Genomic DNA, 18,288 nt, shown 5'->3' on the forward strand with positions numbered 1-18,288 from the left:
GTTAGGCACGCCGCCAGCGTTCGTCCTGAGCCAGGATCAAACTCTCATATTAAAAGTTTAATCTACTCATAAGTCATTGACTGGCTTTTATTTACCTTAATTCTGTTTAATTTTCAAAGACCAATTTGTTTTTTGCTGTCATCTGACAGCTTATTTAGTATAACAAACTTGTTTTAGTTTGTCAATATTTTTTTAATTTAACCTTTAATTTCTTAAAAACACATATAATTGTGAGTTGCTAACTACTTTCTGCCGTCTTTTGTGACGACAGGGATAATATTATCAAACTTCACTATAGTGTGTAATATTAATATTTATTTTTAAACTAAATTATATTCATATTAATAATTATATCTTTGATTTACTTATTTTTTTATATTGTGATACACTTGGTAGTGTGTATAGAAACTACTTATGCATGAGAAGAAGAGATAACTAGCTTGAGTGTTTAAAAAGCTAACAAAACGAAAGTAATTAAAACAATTAGCATTACGCCAAAAATTCTATCACTACGTTTACTAGATGATTCAAATATAAAACATAATCCAATTACAAAATGGATTTTTGAACATACAACTATATACCTCCTATATATTCTATAAATCAAACTTACTATAAACTATTTATATATCGAACTATATAACAACCACTTTCAATATGGAAATCACTGTTATTTACATATATTATACAAAGATGATTATTATCCTTTTATTTAAAAATATAACTTATTATTTAAAAATATAACTTAATTAATTTGTTGGTATAATTGTGCATATATTAAAATGCACAACATATAATGTGAAATATCCATTCTATGTTGTGCATCTTCAAATTTATTATTTTACCTTTTATAATTTGCGTACTATATCTTTAAATCTATTTCCTCTTTCCTCAAAATTCGGAAACATATCAAAACTAGCACAAGCTGGAGACAAAGTTACTATATCTCCTTCTACTGCTATCTCTTTGGCCTTATATACCGCCTCTTCAAAATCTTCTGTCATAAAAATAGGAAGATTTAAATTCTTTTCTTTTATGACTTTGTCAAAAGCAGCTTTTATTTTCTCCTTAGTAGCCCCTACTAAAATTAAAGCTTTAATTTTATCATACCCTTCTTCTGCCAGAGGCTCAAAAGGTATATGTTTATCATAACCACCAGCTATTAAAATTACTGGTTTTTCAAAGGCCTTTAATCCTGCTAGAGTTCTAGTTGGACTTGACGCTATAGAATCATTATAGTATTTAACCTTATTAATCTCCCTAACAAATTCACATCTATGTTCTACTCCAGTAAAACTAGTTGCAACTTTTCTCATACTTTCTACACTAACATCTTCTGATACAAGACAAAATGCGGCTAAAAGATTTTCTACATTATGCATACCTTTTAATTTAATTTTTTCTAACCCGCATACTTCCTTTCCTAATATAAAAAGCTTATTATCTTCAAAGTATGCTCCGTTATCTATTTTTTCTTTAATGCTAAACTGCATTGCTTTACCTCTAGCTTCTTTTACTAAAGAGTTAGTTATATTATTATCTCTGTTTAATACTAATAAGTCTCCTGCCTCTTGAAACTTAAATATATTTTTCTTAGCCTCTATATACTCATTCATATCCTTATGAATATCCAAATGATTTGGAGTTATGTTTGTTATTAGCGCACAATCTATATGCACATTCATAGTCATAAGCTGAAAGCTTGAAAGTTCAAGTACAACCTTATCTTCTTCTTTAATCTGCTCTATATTTGCAAAAAGAGGATTTCCAATATTGCCTCCTATCCAAGTTTTATATCCTTCTTCTTTTAGCATATTGTAAACAAGAGTTGTAGTAGTTGTTTTTCCATCACTTCCTGTTATACCAAAAACTTTAGCAGGACAATATCTGACAAATTCCTCCATCTCCGAAGTTATATAAGCTCCAGCTTCTTTAGCTTTTACAAGAGCAGGATTATCTATTCTCATAGACGGTGTCTTAAAAATCACATCAAAACCTATTAGATTATCTAAATAGTTTTCTCCAAGTTCTAATTTGATTCCTTTTTTCTTAAACTCTACCCCTATATCCCCTAGACTGTCTTCATCCTTTTTATCAAAGGCAGTTACTTTTGCTCCTAGCTGAACTAAAAAGCGAATCAGAGGAATATTGCTTATACCTATTCCAACAACCGCAACTTTTTTATTAACTATAAATTCTTTGAACTCTTTGAAATCTTTTTTCATAAAGGAACCCCCAAATACTTATTTATTACGTCTTGTTACATTAACTTAAATTATAACACTTTATATATTTTATTGCATATGTTTAGCAAATTTTTAAAGTCTTTTTCTCTTCAAAATTATCTGAATTTAATTAAAATATAAAATTTAACTTTACCTATTGCCAAAATTGGACACCATATGTTATACTATGCACGTGTCGTAAGCATTTGATGATGTGATTCCCCAAATTTTATTAGACACATAACATATCCCCATAATTAAACCTTATTTTCACCGGATATTTTCCGGTGCTTTTTATTTTATTTAAAAAATTACATAAAAATATCATCTCCTTTCTTAACAAAAATGATATATTTAATTTTTATATGTAAAAAAACGGATTGTTAAAATCCGTTTTTTACTAAAATTGTACCTTCTCTTCTAAGAATTTTTCTAATTCATCTATATTTAACCTTTCTTGGCTCATAGTATCTCTATCTCTTATAGTAACAGTATTGTCTTCTAAAGTATCAAAATCTATAGTTATGCAGTATGGAGTTCCTATTTCATCTTCTCTTCTATATCTCTTTCCTATACTTCCAGCTTCATCATAGTCTACATTGAACTTTTTACTTAGCTTTTCATATACCTCTAGTGCTTTATCTGATAATTTTTTTGATAAAGGCAATACAGCAGCTTTAAAAGGAGCTAATGCTGGATGTAAATGCATTACAGTTCTAACCTCTCCATTTTCAAGTTTTTCTTCATCGTATGCATCAACTAAGAATGCAAGAGCAACTCTGTCAGCTCCTAGAGAAGGCTCTATGACATAAGGAACATATTTTTGATTTGTAGTTGGATCTAAGTAAGTTAAATCCTGTCCTGAATGTTCCATATGCTGCTTTAGATCATAATCTGTTCTATCCGCAATACCCCAAAGTTCTCCCCATCCGAATGGGAATAAAAATTCTATATCAGATGTTGCATTACTATAGAAACATAACTCTTCTGGAGAGTGATCTCTGAATCTTAAGTTTGATTCAGTCATTCCTAAATCTAATAAGAACTTCCAGCAGTAGTCTTTCCAATATTTAAACCACTCTAAATCTGTACCTGGCTCACAGAAAAATTCTAATTCCATTTGCTCAAATTCTCTAGTTCTAAACGTAAAGTTTCCTGGAGTTATTTCATTTCTAAAGGATTTTCCTATTTGTCCTATACCAAATGGTATCTTCTTTCTCGAAGTTCTTTGAGCATTTTTAAAGTTGATAAATATACCTTGAGCTGTTTCTGGTCTTAAGTATATTTCCGACGAAGAATCTTCTGTAACTCCTTGGAATGTCTTAAACATTAAGTTGAATTTTCTTATATCTGTAAAGTTTTTCTTACCGCACTTAGGACAAACTATATTATTATCATCTATATACTTCATTAATTGTTCACTAGTCCATCCATCTGCACTAACATCATCTACACCATTTTGAGCCATATGCTCTTCTACTAATTTGTCTGCTCTAAATCTAGACTTACATTCCTTACAATCCATTAATGGATCTGAAAATCCTCCAACATGGCCTGATGCTACCCATACTTCCCTGTTCATCAATATGCTTGAATCCAATCCTATGTTATACGGGCTTTCTTGAATAAATCTTTTCCACCAAGCTCTTTTTATATTATTTTTAAATTCTACTCCAAGAGGACCATAATCCCATGAGTTAGCTAAACCACCGTATATTTCTGAGCCTTGAAATATAAATCCCCTTCCTTTGCATAGAGCAACAATTTTATCCATTGTTTTTTCGACAGCCATTTTCCATACCTCCTATTTAATTTAACGTATAAAAAAAAAGACCTAACTTACCCAAAGGGACGGAATTTATGTTTCCGCGGTTCCACCCTTTTTGGCAATTAGCCCTCCTCTAACTAGTAATTAGCAACTAGTATAATTAACAGCACTCTAAAGCTCCATTCATAATAAGTCTTTAGTTGTTTGCACCTACCACAACCTCTCTGAAAAACACTTATTACTACTCTTCTTCTTCATCGTGCTTAATATTATATTTTTAAATGTAATTTTATCAAAGATTATACAAATGTCAATATATTTCAAAAAATAAAAATGGCTCCGCGAAGAGGATTCGAACCTCCAACCTATCGGTTAACAGCCGAGTGCTCCACCGTTGAGCTATCGCGGAACGTTCATTACGTTAATTATTATATCACATTTTTTAAAAAATACAAGCAAAAAATAAAAAAAATTTAATTTTTAAAGAAAAAAGAGTTTATGAAATCTAAAAGGAGTTTAGGAAATTTCTTTCCTAAGCTCCTAATTTCTACACTTCTAAACTTAGCGAAGCAGCTAGATATCTTTTTAAAGGTTAACAAAATGGCTAAATTATTATTTAGTTGGCTTCATAGTTGGGAATAGGATAACATCTCTTATTGAACGAGAATCTGTTAAGAACATTATAAGTCTATCTATACCTATTCCTAATCCTCCTGTTGGTGGCATACCAATTTCTAATGCATTTATGAAGTCTTCATCCATCATATATGCTTCATCGTCCCCTAGTTCTCTTTCTCTAAGTTGTTGAATAAATCTTTCCTTTTGAACTATAGGATCATTTAATTCTGAGTATGCATTACAGATTTCTCTTCCATATACAAAACCTTCAAATCTTTCAGTAAGCTCAGCATTACCTCTCTTTTTCTTAGTAAGAGGTGAATTTTCAACTGGGTAATCGCATACAAAAGTAGGTTGTATTAATTTTTCTTCGCAATATTCTTCAAATAGAGCTACTAATATATCTCCCTTTGTGCAGTCCTTAAGCTCTTTTTTAAGCTCTAGATTCTTTTCTTTTGCTATTGCTCTAGCTTCATCATCTGACTTAACTTCATTGAAATCTACACCAGCATATTCTTTAACAGCATCTACCATGGTTATTCTTCTCCATGGTGGTTTAAAGTCTATTTCTGTACCTTCATACATTACCTTTGTAGACCCATTAACCTTCTCACATACATAAGCTATCATATTTTCAGTTATTTCCATCATATCCGTATAATCTGCATATGCCTGGTATAACTCTATAGCTGTAAATTCAGGATTATGTCTTATATCTATTCCTTCATTTCTGAAGTTCTTTCCTATTTCATATACTTTTTCAAATCCACCTACAATAAGTCTCTTCAAGTAAAGTTCTGTAGCAATCCTAAGATACATATCTATATCTAAAGCATTATGATGAGTTATAAATGGTCTTGCAGCAGCTCCACCAGCTATAGGAGAAAGTATAGGTGTTTCAACCTCTAAGAAATCTCTGTTGTCTAAGAACTCTCTAATTGCTTTTATTATATTAGTTCTCTTTATGAAAGTTTCTTTCACTTCCTGATTCATTATTAAATCTACATATCTTTGTCTATATCTTAAATCTGGATCCTTTAATCCATGGAATTTTTCTGGCAAAGGTCTTAAAGACTTACTTACAAGTTCAAAGTCATTAATATGTAAAGTCACTTCTCCTGTCTTAGTCTTGAATACAGTGCCTGTTACAGAAATAAAGTCACCTATATCAAATGTTTTATATTCCTTAAGCCTTTTCTCTCCAACATCATCTATTTTTATATATAGCTGCATCTTTCCATATCTGTCATGTAGATCAGAGAATCCTGCTTTTCCGTGCACTCTCTTAGACATAAGTCTTCCTGCAATAGTTACAGTTTTTCCTTCAAGCTCATCATAATTATCCTTGATTTGTTTAGATGTATGTGTTCTTTCAACTCTATATACATCAAAAGGATCTTTTCCTGCCGCCTGAAGATCTGCTAGCTTCTGTCTTCTTTCTTTTATTAAGTTATTAAATTCTGCTTCTTGTTTTGCTTGTAGCTTTTGCTGCTTTATTTCTTCCTTTGTCAATTGCTTTTCCGCCATTAGAACATCCCTCCGTTTATTCAGTTGTTACTTAATTATACCATATCATTAAATTGTAATCTCTAATATTTCAAATTTACTAATTCCATCTGGGACTGGAACATCTACTATGTCCCCAACTCTTTTCCCTATAAGAGCTTTACCAACTGGAGATTCATTTGATATTTTGTTCTTCATAGGATCAGCTTCTGCAGAACCTACTATGTGAAATTCTATCTCTTCATCAAATTCATAATCCTTAACCTTTACACGGGAACCAACGCTTACAGTTTCTAAAGATATTTCACTTTCATCAACTACGTTGGCATTTCTTAACATATTTTCAAGCTGCACTATTCTTCCTTCAACAAAAGCTTGTTCATTTTTAGCTTCATCATATTCAGAGTTTTCACTTAAATCTCCATAAGATAATGCTACCTTTATTTTTTCAGTTATTTCTCTTCTTTTAACTGTTTTTAAATATTCTAATTCATCTTCTAACTTTTTTACGCCTTCAGCAGTCATTATATATTTTTTTGAATCGCTCATTTTCTTTACTCCCCTTTTAAGTATAATATTTATAGAATTTATAATCCTATTGGCATGCAACTATTTAAGTTATTATAAAACAGCACCTTACTAATGTCAACACAGATATTCTATTTTTTTCCATATAGCAACATGTAGTATTTTCTTTTATGAAAATACTACTTCGCTATCCATTTTCTATAACTCTATTAATTATCTGCATTAATTTAATATTTATACAATAAATTATATATCATATTGCATTAAAATATGACACATTGTGCATTTCACGATTTCACTGTTTCCTTATAGCTATATAGTATTTCAAATACTTTACTGCTGCTCTTTTCCACGTTGATTTTATTTTTAATATCAGTACAGTTTTTTATTCCTTTTATATACCATCCAATATGCTTTCTCATTTCTCTTACAGCCTTTGCTTCTCCATGATATTCTATAGCAAGTTTTAAGTGCCTTATACACATATCTATTTTCTCAGAATCAGTTGGGTATACTACTTCTTTACCTTTTAACATTGAATCAATCTGATTAAAAATCCACGGATTACCCATAGCGCCTCTAGCCACCATTATACCATCACAATTAGTTAAACGTACAAGCTCCATGGCATTTTCAGCAGAAAACACATCACCATTGCCTATTACAGGTATACTTACAGCTTCTTTTACTTTCCTTATTATATCCCAATCAGCTTTTCCTTCATACATCTGAGCCCTGGTTCTCCCATGAACAGCTACAGCATCTGCTCCAGCCTGCTCCATCTCCTTTGCAAAATCCACAGCATTTATGTTATCTTCATCAAAACCCTTTCTAAATTTAACGGTTACAGGCTTATTTGAAACTTTTTTCATTTCTCTAATTATCTCTGCTGCTAATTTAGGATTTTTCATGAGAGCAGAACCTTCTCCATTTTTAACTATTTTAGGCGCAGGACACCCCATATTCACATCTACTAAGCAAATATCTTTATCTTCATTTAGCATTTCGCAAGCCTTTGCCATAATCATAGGATCATTGCCAAATATTTGAGCAGCCACTGGCTTTTCTTCTTCACTAAGTCTTAACAAGTCTTTTGTATTCTTGCTATTATAGTACATACCCTTTGCACTTACCATTTCAGTGTATACAAGCCCACAGCCCATCTCTTTACATAACCCTCTAAAAGCTATATCCGTAACTCCAGCCATAGGAGCTAAAAACACATTATTTTTAAACTTTAAGTTACCTATTTTCATTCCGATCCCTACTCTTTATTTTTTTCATAGATAATTCTAAGTCCCTCTAAAGTTAAAAACGGACTAACTTCATCTATAGTTTTAGATTCCTGGGCAATAAGAGTAGCAAGTCCTCCTGTAGCCACTACATAAGGTTCTTCTTCTCCTAAATCCATCATCTCTTTTTTCATCTTTGTAACTATATAATCAACTTGACCAATATATCCATAAATTATACCAGCTTGCATACTTGAAATAGTATTTTTACATATTACACGACAAGGTTTTACCAGCTCTATTCTTGGAAGTTTAGCTGCTTTTTCAAATAATGCGTCTGCCGAAATCTTTATTCCTGGACATATTGCTCCACCTAGATAATCTCCTTTTTTAGTTACAGCACAATAAGTTGTAGCAGTGCCAAAGTCTATTATAACCAAAGGTTTTTTGTATATTTCATGTGCTGCTACAGCATTAACTATTCTATCAGCTCCAACAGATTTAGGGTTATCATATTTTATGTTTATTCCAGTCTTCACGCCTGGTCCAACAACTACAGGGTCAATTTTAAAATACTTTCTTATCATATGCTCAATAGAATACATAATATTTGGTACTACGGATGATATTATAACTCCTTTTATATCTTTTGGGTCTATATTATTATAAGAGAATAGTTTTAACACTTGTATCCCATATTCATCGGCAGTTCTTTTCGCATCTGTTCCTATTCTGCATTCTAGAATAAGCTCTTTATCCTTATAAATTCCTAGAACTATATTTGTATTTCCAGCATCTAAAACAAGTATCACTATAATACACTCCTTAATAAAATTATAAGAGCAGTATAGTACTGCTCTTCATCTAAACTTCATAGTAGCCTATATAACACTTTAATTTTAACAAGTAGCTACAATTTGTCAAGTGGATTATCCTAGAATAATCCCACTATTGTGCCATCTTCTAATATATCCATCTTATTAGCAGCTGGCACCTTTGGCAATCCTGGCATAGTCATTATATCTCCTGTTAATACTACTATAAACCCAGCTCCACTTGAAACCTTAACTTCTCTCACAGTTATTTTAAAATTCTTTGGTTTTCCTAGAAGTGATGGATTATCTGATAAGGAATATTGGGTTTTAGCAATACATATAGGCAATTTATCTAAGTTTAATTTCTCTATATCTTCAATTTGCTTTTCAGCAGCTTTAGTATATACTGCTCCATCAGCTCCATATATCTCTTTAGCTATAATTTCTATTTTTTCTTTTATAGGCAACTCTTTTTCATACAGACACTTAAAGTGACTTTCTTTCTCAGAAAGAATATTTAGAACTTCTTTAGCAAGCTCAATTCCGCCTTCTCCGCCTTTTTCCCATACCTCTGTAAGAGCAACAGGCACTCCTAGTTTTCTGCAAAAGTCTTCTATATATTTTACCTCATCAACGCTGTCTGTCAAAAACTTATTTATAGCTACCACTACTGGGACTCCATACTTCTTTATATTTTCTATTTGCTTCTCAAGGTTTTCTATACCCTTTGATAGTTTCTCCACATCTGGTTTAGATAATTCATCCTTAGCTGCTCCACCGTGGTGTTTTAAAGCTCTTATGGTAGCAACTATTACAACACAGTCTGGATTTAAGTTTCCATATCTGCATTTTATGTCTAAGAATTTTTCTGCACCTAAGTCTGCTCCGAAACCAGCCTCAGTTATTGCATAATCTCCAAGCTTTAAAGCCATCTTCGTTGCAAGTATGCTGTTACAACCGTGAGCAATGTTAGCAAAAGGTCCTCCATGAATTATTGCTGGAGTATTTTCTAAGGTCTGAACTAAATTTGGTTTTATGGCATCTTTCATTAAAAGAGCCATAGCTCCTTGAACTCCTAAATCCCTGCAGTATACAGGTTCTCCATCTAAATTATAAGCTACAAGTATATTTCCAAACTTCTCTTTAAGCTCCATTAAGCTATTTGATAAACAAAGAATAGCCATAATTTCAGAAGCTACAGTAATCATAAATCCGTCTTCCCTTAAAAAACCGTTGACCTTTCCGCCCATTCCTACTACTATTTGGCGCAAAGCTCTATCGTTCATATCCATTACTCTTTTAAATACTATTCTTCTAGAATCTATTTTAAGAGCATTTCCTTGATGTATATGGTTATCTATAGCTGCAGCTAAAAGGTTATTTGCTGATGTTATTGCATGCATATCTCCTGTAAAATGTAAATTAATATCTTCCATAGGAACTACTTGAGAATATCCCCCACCTGCAGCTCCACCTTTTATTCCAAATACCGGCCCAAGAGACGGCTCTCTTAATGCAATAATAGCATTCTTATTTAGTTTACAAAGCGCCTGCCCCAATCCTACTGTAACTGTAGACTTTCCTTCTCCAGCTGGTGTAGGATTTATAGCTGTTACTAAAATTAATTTTCCGTCTTTATCTTTCTCTTTTCTTTTTAAAACATCTAATGATATTTTACATTTATATTTTCCGTATAATTCTATATCATCTTCATCTAAGCCTATCTTTTTAGCTATATCTACTATTTTCTCCATTTTAGCACTTTGTGCAATTTCAATATCACTTTTCATTCTATAGCACCCCTTATAAACAAAGTTCTAAAACTTGAATGAAGATTTTAACCCATTCAAGTTTTAGAACTCTTATTTTTGAACTTTCTTTACAAACTGCTCTTTATCAACTATGTATCTGATATGTGTTCCCTCGCCAATTTTAGCTACTTCATCATAAGCTTCTACTTCAAATATTAATTTTTTTCCTTCTACCTTCTTTAAAGTAGATTCACATCTAACCTTCATACCAATAGGAGTAGCTTTCATATGCTTTACATTGATTTCTATACCAACTGTTGCATATCCTTCTGGTAAATCATCTTTAATACTACTTTGAGCAGTATTTTCCATTAAAGCAATCATAGATGGTGTCGCAAAAACATTGACTAGACCTGATCCTACTTTCATTGCAGAATGTTCATCGGTAACAACCATCTCCATAGTTCCCTTAGTTCCTTCTTTTACGTTAAACTCCATAACATCACCTCTTAAAAAATAGAATTGTTACAAATTTACCTTAATAATCCTAATTATAATTAAAAATAATCAAAAAGTATAGAGCCTACATGGAGGCTCTATACTTTTTAATACTATAATATACTATATTTCTTCATTATTCTCATCTTTATTTAAATCTACAGCTTCTTCACTTATTGTAGTCTTTCCTTCTACTATAGCATTAAATTCTTCTCCACTTATTTTTTCTTTTTCAAGAAGAGCTTGAGCTACAGCATGAAGCTTATCAATGTTAATCTTTAGTATTTGTTCAGCTTTTTTATAAGCTTCATCTACTAAAGCTTTTACTTCTTTATCTATTTGGAAAGCAACTTCTTCACTATAATCCTTTGTCTTTGCAATGTCTCTTCCAAGGAATACTTCATCATGTCCGCTGCCAAAGGTAATTGTTCCAAGAGTTTCACTCATACCATATTGCATAACCATTTTTCTTGCGATAGTGGATACTCTTTGTATATCGTTTGAAGCTCCTGTACTTATATCTCCTATAATTAGTTGTTCTGCCACTCTTCCACCTAAAAGGCCTACCATTTCATCCTTAAGCTTTGACTTAGATGTATATGCTGTATCCTTTTCTGGAAGATGCATTGTATATCCTCCTGCCATTCCTCTTGGAATTATACTGATTTCATGAACAGGATCAGCATGAGGAGAAAACTTCATAACTATAGCATGACCTGCTTCATGATATGCAGTAAGTTTTCTATCTTCTTCATCTATAACTCTGCTCTTTTTCTCAGGTCCTGCAATTACTCTAGTTACAGCTTCTTCAAGTTCCTCCATGCCTATTTTCTTCTTATTATTTCTAACTGCAAGAAGTGCAGCTTCATTCATCAAGTTTTCAAGGTCAGCACCTACAAATCCTGGCGTTCTCTTTGCAAGAACTTTAAGATCAACCTCATCTGATAAAGGTTTATTTTTTACATGAACCCTTAATATCTCTTCTCTGCCCTTTACATCTGGAGCACCAACTAAAATTTGTCTATCAAATCTACCTGGTCTTAATAATGCTCTATCTAATATATCAGGTCTATTAGTAGCTGCTATTAATATTATCCCTTCATTAATTCCAAAGCCATCCATTTCAACTAGCAATTGATTTAGAGTTTGCTCTCTTTCATCATGTCCTCCACCAAGTCCAGCACCTCTTTGTCTACCAACTGCATCTATCTCGTCTATAAATATGATACATGGTGAATTTTTCTTAGCCTGCTCAAATAAGTCTCTTACTCTTGATGCACCTACACCTACAAACATTTCAACAAAATCTGAACCTGATATGCTGAAGAAAGGAACTCCAGCTTCTCCAGCAACAGCTTTAGCAAGCAAGGTTTTTCCTGTTCCTGGGGGACCTACAAGAAGTACTCCTTTTGGGATTCTAGCACCCATTTCTAAGTATCTTCTTGGATTTTTTAAGAAGTCAACTATCTCTTCTAATTCAGCTTTCTCTTCATCGGCACCTGCAACATCATTAAATGTTACCTTTTGTTTGTCTGGATTAGCTAGCTTTGCACGGCTTTTTCCAAAGTTCATAACGCCTCTGTTTCCACCGCCGCCTTGAGACTGCTGCATTATCATAAACCAAAATCCTACAAGCATAAGTATTAAGATTATAGTTGGCATCCAATTTATCCATACAGGCATTGATGTTGGAGGTTCAAATCTAACTTCAACATCAGGATTAGGGTTTTTTACCATTAAATCTTCTATTAATAACTCTTGTGGAACTGTAGCTTCAAATTGAGTTTTATTTTGATCTCTAAGTTCTCCAACAACTGTCATTCTATTTTCATTTACCTGAATTCTAGAAATCTTATTTTCATTCCAATATTGTTTAAATTGGTTGTATGATATGACTCCTGCGTTTTTACTAGTTTCTAACAACGCCAGTGAGGCTAATATCACAAGAACTAATACTATTATCCAGGCTGTAGCACTTGAAATTTTTTTCACATTAAAGCCCCCCATCTTTCTAGTAGTTTTATATCTGATTTTATCATATCAATTTTTCCTTTACAATAATAGTTATTATTTATTTTTATAAACATTTTCTTTTAGTATTCCTATAAACGGTAGGTTTCTATACCTCTCAGCATAATCAAGCCCATAGCCTACCAAAAAATAATTTGGCACATCAAATCCTAAGTATTTTACACTTATTTCAGCTTGCCTTCTATCAGGTTTATTCAATAGGCATGCAATTTCAACACTGCTAGGATTTTTTGCTACTAGATACTTTTTCAAATATCTTAGAGTAATGCCTGAATCTACTATGTCTTCAACGATAAGAACATGCTTATTTTCGATTTCAAAATCTAAATCCTTTATTATTCTAACTACTCCTGAGGTTTCAGTGGAACTTCCATAACTGGAAACAGCCATAAAATCCATGTTGCAAGGTATTTCTATTCTTTTCATTAACTCTGCCATAAAGGGAACTGAACCTTTTAATACTCCTACCAGTATAAGATCTTTTCCATTATAATCTTCACTTATCTTTTTACCCATTTCTTTAACTTTTTCTGCTATCTCCTCTTCGGTAAACAGCACTTTTTCAATGTCATTTATCATTTACTTTTTCCTCTCTTTCAATTTTAATTTTTAATATAGTTTTACTATGGTTTTCAACCTTAAACTTATCACTTATTCTATATCCTACAACCCAACCTATTTCATCTCCAAATATAATCAAAGGAATATTATCTCTCTTCTCCTTTGAAATTTTTAGATCTATAAATAAATCTTTAAGCTTTTTGCTTCCTTTCATTCCAAGAGGGGTAAATCTATCTCCATTTCTCCTGAATCTTAAGCTTATATCTCCAACTATTTTATCGTAGTCAAAATACTTAACTAAATTATCTTCTTTAGGATTCATTTCATTCTTATTATTTATTATGTTGAGACTTACTCTTAATCCTATATCCTTCAGATTATTTTGAGAATTTAATACAAGCTTATACTCTAATTCCTTTTTTTCTTCTTTTTTGTCTTTGCCTATGCACATATAAACTCTTCCATAATCATTTAGAGCTATCACTCCATTAGGCAACATTATAGACTTACCTGTTGTTCCTCTTTGGATGTCAATAATATCATAAATATGGCCTTTTTCAAAATTGTATAAATCTCCAACAATCTCCTTTAATGCCATTCTTATGACTCTAGTCATTACTGCCTCATGTTCTCTGAAAACTTTTTCTTCTATTATTATTGCTTCTTTCTCTTTTCTACAAAACTTTTTGTACTTTTCAAGGGCTACCCCATTTATATAGTCACTATCAATTTTTATAGTATGAGATAATCTATTTAAAGATTCAATTATATCTGGATTAAAATTTTTTTGTATATAAGGAATCATTTCTAATCTTATTTTATTTCTTGTATATATATTTTCTAAATTGGTTTTATCAATTCTTGGCCTTAAATCATGCTTTTCACAATAATCCTCTATCTCTTTTCTTTGTATATCTATTATGGGCCTTACATATATATCATCTCTAACAGCTTTTATGCCTATTAGCCCATCTAATCCTGTACCTCGAAAAATTCTCATAAGTATCGTTTCTGCTTGGTCATTAGCATTATGAGCTAAAGCTATTTTATTCCCATTTATATTATGCAACACTTCTTTAAAAAAATTATATCTTACTTCTCTTCCTGCAGTTTCAGAAGACATTCCCTTATCTTTGGATATTTTATTAACATCTACTCTTTTAACATAACATTTTATATTAATATTTTTACAAAAATCTCTTACATAAGCTTCATCTTTATCTGCCTCTTCTCCTCTAAGACAGTGATTAACATGAGCTGCTACAAGGCTTATACCTAATTCTTCCTTAAGAGTATAGAGCAAGTGAAGAAGACAAATAGAGTCTGGTCCTCCTGATACGGCCACAACAACCTTATCTCCATGGTTAAACATATTATTTTCTCTTATGGTATTCCTAACTTTATCTATCAAGTAAAACACTCCCACATATTTCTACATTTATTTATTATAACATAAATATAGGCTATGTTTGCAAAAGTATTTTGAAACATAGCTTATATGTTCGATAAATAAAACTTTAATAAAGGCTGTACACCTTACACACTATAGCAGTCATATCGTCTTTAGCCCTTCCACCTCCTAAATCCTTTGCTCTTGAAATTATTCCTTCTACTAGTTCTTTAGGATTGTTTATGCTGCTTTCCTTAAGATAATCAACAACCCAATCTACTTTTCCTACACTATCATTATCATAATCTAATACTCCATCACTCATCATCACTATAAGATCTCCATTTTTAACCTTTTTATTAATTATATCTACATCTACCTTATCTAATACACCTATTGGCAAAGTATTAGAACTTATAACATCTATATTGTTGCCTGATTTTATAAAGCTTGATACTGCACCCACCTTCATAAACTCAATATCTCCAGTATATAGATCTAGACAGCTTAAATCTAAAGTAGAAAACTTCTCATCTTCTGAGAATTTTAATGACATTATGGAATTGACCGTGCTTATAGCCGTAGTCCTGCTTATACCTGATTTAGCAAACTTTTCTAACAACTCTACTGCTGCCTTACTTTCTTCGCTGGCTTCTGGCCCTGATCCCATACCATCGCTTATTATGCACATATAGCTTCCATCAGGCATTTTCCCAAAGCTGTAGCTATCACCATTATATTTCTCTCCATCTTTACATTGTCTTGCAACATATGTAGCAACATAAAATTTAGGGGTTTCTTCAAAACTAATGGTGCACATAGATGTTTCAGGGTCAATATTGCAACCCTCATCACTTATACACATGGGTTTTTCTACTACCTCATTTATTAAAGGAAGTATTTTTTTCACGCATAACTGAGCTCCACCACAAGAATCTAAAGTTAATCTGACTACTAACCTATCATTTTTATCTTGAAAACAGAATATGTCGTTATACTTAATATTTTTCTTCTCGAAAACTTTTCTTATCTTCTTTTCTGCTTCATTGTTTAGCTTAATATCGGAATTAAACTCTTCCATTACCTCTTTTAAAGAATTTGCCATATTACCAATCTGAGTAGATAATATTTCTCTGCCTTCACTTAACCTTTTTCTCCACATTTCATTGATTATATAATTATTTACTATTTCCTGAGTGTTTTTTTGTAATATAGTTCTCTTAATACATTTTCTCTCAATCTCCTGAGGCATTGTTTTCCTTTTTCCTTCTTGATATCTTTGAATCAATTCTCCAAAAGCTATATAAGTATAGTACGCTTCCTTTTTCCAGCACATTGTATTCATGTTGCAAGAACCGCATACTCTATCGGCAAGGTTTTCAATAAGAGCACTGCTCTTGCTTTTCATAACTAACTTATCATTGTTAGCAAGACTGTTTAAAGTATCCGATATACTATATAACACATTAGAAAATCCATCTAACCTTTCTAAAAACATATTTTTTATCTTATCTACATAATCTTTGTTTAAATATTGCTGTTTTTTCTCCCAATCTAATTCTAAATTGATTCTTCCGTACACTTTGTTTGGTATAACTAAGAAAATGCTTACAGCTATAATTATTTCTATTAACTTAAATTCTAAACCTATATTAGTATAAAGTTTTAATATTATAAAAGTTATTACATAAGAAAATGCTGTTAGAACCTTTCCACTTTCTTTGAAAACCCCAGCCATAAGCCCACATAAACCATATACACCTATAAATATAAGCATATTATTTGAGGATATTCCTATTATAGCTCCAATAGCTATTCCGCTTGCTGATCCAACAGTGCTTCCATTTATATAGCTCAGCATTAATATAAATGTTAGAGCTAAAATATTTCTAATAGAAACTCCAGCTATACCTATTCCCCACGTTCCCGATAACATAACAGATATTAGTATAGCCATACTTATTACTTCTTCACTGCTAAATAAATGTTTTGTTTTTAATCCTGACATACATATTACTGAACGCTCTAGAATAAAATATATTGGAACTATACAAATTATCTGAAGAAATGCTGTTAAAAACGCCACATTAAAAGTTAGATTTCTTATAAGAAATTCACTTAGCAATAGTTCGGTAAATATAATACTAAATATTATGGACAATACAGTCTTTTTTGACCTTCTATTAAGAAGATAACTTAAAGCAGTTATGCTGCTTACAACTATTAAATATGCTGGTAAATTGGTGATTTTATTATATATAGACACATACCCCAAAAAGCACCCAGCTGACATTGGAATTATAAATTCATCTTTATACATAGCTACAACTATCATAAAAGCTATTCCAAAAGGAGCAATAGTATTATCGCTATTCAACAGCACTACTCTGCTTATCAATATAGACATTACAATATAAATAAGATTTTTTACTGCTAACGAAAATTCCACCTGCTTCCTATCTTCTTTTTTCTCTTTACTCACTCTTTTATACGGTAATACTTCTTGTCCATATTGCATAAAAACACCCCCAAATTCCATAATTGATAAAATCAATTATATCAGAACTGCTTGGAAATAACTGTCAATTAATAAGATAAATATATTTTTTTCGTAAGACAGGAAATCTAATGCTTATGTAAAATATTACCAATATTTTTTTTATTCTACATTTCTTTAATATGTGATAACAAAGAAAAACAAAGAAGGAATTGAAAACTGGAAAGTGGAGAAGTTTAGAAGTAAAGAGTGGAGAAGGGGAAGTGAAGAAGAAAGTTTAGTGAGTTTAGAGAATTCGGAATTTAGGAAATATAAATATATGATTTAAAAAAATAAAAAATCCGCAGGAATCTGCGGATTTTGTTTGGTAGCGGAAATAGGACTTGAACCTACGACACTTCGGGTATGAACCGAATGCTCTAGCCAGCTGAGCTATTCCGCCATATTACCAAAAAATAAATGGTTGCGGGGATAGGATTTGAACCTACGACCTTCGGGTTATGAGCCCGACGAGCTACCAGCTGCTCCACCCCGCGATGTTGGTGCTGGAGACCGGACTTGAACCGGTACGGAGGGTTAGCTCCGCAGGATTTTAAGTCCTGTGCGTCTGCCGATTTCGCCACTCCAGCATTTGTAAAAACACATATTTTATTTTTCCTTTTATTGCATCGCCATCTCCTGGCGACATAGACTATTATATATTAATCATATATATGTGTCAACTACTTTTTTGAATTATTTTTTTAAGGTTCATTGTAAAATTAAATGCAACAGATAAAAAATATTAAAACCATAGTGAAAATCATGTATGATATAGGTGTCAAATACAAACATACAGGAGGTTTTCACTATGGTTCATGATACTGAT

At 31.9% G+C, this 18,288-nt stretch carries 12 protein-coding genes, 4 tRNA genes and 1 other annotated feature; all 16 genes read right to left on the reverse strand.

The window, feature by feature from the left end; genetic code table 11:
* Positions 1 to 848: 848 nt before the first annotated feature.
* Positions 849 to 2,225, reverse strand: coding sequence for a UDP-N-acetylmuramoyl-L-alanine--D-glutamate ligase (murD, locus tag CPAL_RS08035; protein ID WP_061858477.1), 1,377 nt, complete (start codon positions 2,223 to 2,225; stop codon positions 849 to 851).
* A gap of 400 nt (positions 2,226 to 2,625) precedes the next feature.
* Positions 2,626 to 4,017, reverse strand: coding sequence for a glycine--tRNA ligase (locus tag CPAL_RS08040; protein WP_061858478.1), 1,392 nt, complete (start codon positions 4,015 to 4,017; stop codon positions 2,626 to 2,628).
* A 52-nt stretch (positions 4,018 to 4,069) separates the two neighbouring features.
* Positions 4,070 to 4,260, reverse strand: a binding site (T-box leader).
* 67 nt (positions 4,261 to 4,327) lie between these two features.
* Positions 4,328 to 4,402 (reverse strand) — tRNA-Asn (locus CPAL_RS08045).
* Between the two features lie 203 nt (positions 4,403 to 4,605).
* A complete protein-coding gene (gene lysS / locus CPAL_RS08050) occupies positions 4,606 to 6,138 on the reverse strand; it encodes a lysine--tRNA ligase (RefSeq protein WP_061858479.1) in 1,533 nt (510 codons plus the stop codon).
* Between the two features lie 48 nt (positions 6,139 to 6,186).
* Positions 6,187 to 6,666: a transcription elongation factor GreA gene (gene greA / locus CPAL_RS08055; protein ID WP_061858480.1), complete on the reverse strand. Its 480-nt coding sequence runs from the start codon at positions 6,664 to 6,666 to the stop codon at positions 6,187 to 6,189.
* A 266-nt stretch (positions 6,667 to 6,932) separates the two neighbouring features.
* Positions 6,933 to 7,901, reverse strand: a complete 969-nt coding sequence (dusB, locus tag CPAL_RS08060; RefSeq protein WP_061858481.1) for a tRNA dihydrouridine synthase DusB — start codon at positions 7,899 to 7,901, stop codon at positions 6,933 to 6,935.
* Positions 7,902 to 7,909: 8 nt separating this feature from the next.
* Positions 7,910 to 8,689, reverse strand: a complete 780-nt coding sequence (locus CPAL_RS08065; RefSeq protein WP_106024400.1) for a type III pantothenate kinase — start codon at positions 8,687 to 8,689, stop codon at positions 7,910 to 7,912.
* Between the two features lie 122 nt (positions 8,690 to 8,811).
* Complete coding sequence (locus CPAL_RS08070) at positions 8,812 to 10,482, reverse strand: formate--tetrahydrofolate ligase (protein WP_106024401.1); 1,671 nt, start codon at positions 10,480 to 10,482, stop codon at positions 8,812 to 8,814.
* Between the two features lie 72 nt (positions 10,483 to 10,554).
* Positions 10,555 to 10,941 (reverse strand): thioesterase family protein, encoded by a 387-nt coding sequence (locus tag CPAL_RS08075; protein WP_106024402.1) that lies wholly within the window; start codon positions 10,939 to 10,941, stop codon positions 10,555 to 10,557.
* Positions 10,942 to 11,064: 123 nt separating this feature from the next.
* A complete protein-coding gene (gene ftsH, locus CPAL_RS08080) occupies positions 11,065 to 12,933 on the reverse strand; it encodes an ATP-dependent zinc metalloprotease FtsH (protein WP_106024403.1) in 1,869 nt (622 codons plus the stop codon).
* Positions 12,934 to 13,008: 75 nt separating this feature from the next.
* Complete coding sequence (gene hpt / locus CPAL_RS08085) at positions 13,009 to 13,551, reverse strand: hypoxanthine phosphoribosyltransferase (RefSeq protein ID WP_061858485.1); 543 nt, start codon at positions 13,549 to 13,551, stop codon at positions 13,009 to 13,011.
* Entirely contained in the window at positions 13,541 to 14,944 is a 1,404-nt protein-coding gene (tilS, locus tag CPAL_RS08090; protein ID WP_061858486.1) for a tRNA lysidine(34) synthetase TilS, read from the reverse strand. The genes hpt and tilS overlap by 11 nt, the downstream gene beginning before the upstream one ends.
* Positions 14,945 to 15,050: 106 nt before the next feature.
* Positions 15,051 to 17,441: a stage II sporulation protein E gene (gene spoIIE / locus CPAL_RS08095; protein ID WP_061858487.1), complete on the reverse strand. Its 2,391-nt coding sequence runs from the start codon at positions 17,439 to 17,441 to the stop codon at positions 15,051 to 15,053.
* 344 nt (positions 17,442 to 17,785) lie between these two features.
* Positions 17,786 to 17,862, reverse strand: a tRNA-Met gene (locus CPAL_RS08100).
* A gap of 18 nt (positions 17,863 to 17,880) precedes the next feature.
* Positions 17,881 to 17,956 (reverse strand) — tRNA-Met (locus CPAL_RS08105).
* 4 nt (positions 17,957 to 17,960) lie between these two features.
* Positions 17,961 to 18,049, reverse strand: a tRNA-Leu gene (locus CPAL_RS08110).
* Positions 18,050 to 18,288: the final 239 nt, after the last annotated feature.

Origin of the sequence: Clostridium thermopalmarium DSM 5974 (genome assembly GCF_002995795.1) — a bacterium.
In the GTDB taxonomy this organism is placed as follows: Bacteria; Bacillota; Clostridia; order Clostridiales; family Clostridiaceae; genus Clostridium_H; species Clostridium_H thermopalmarium.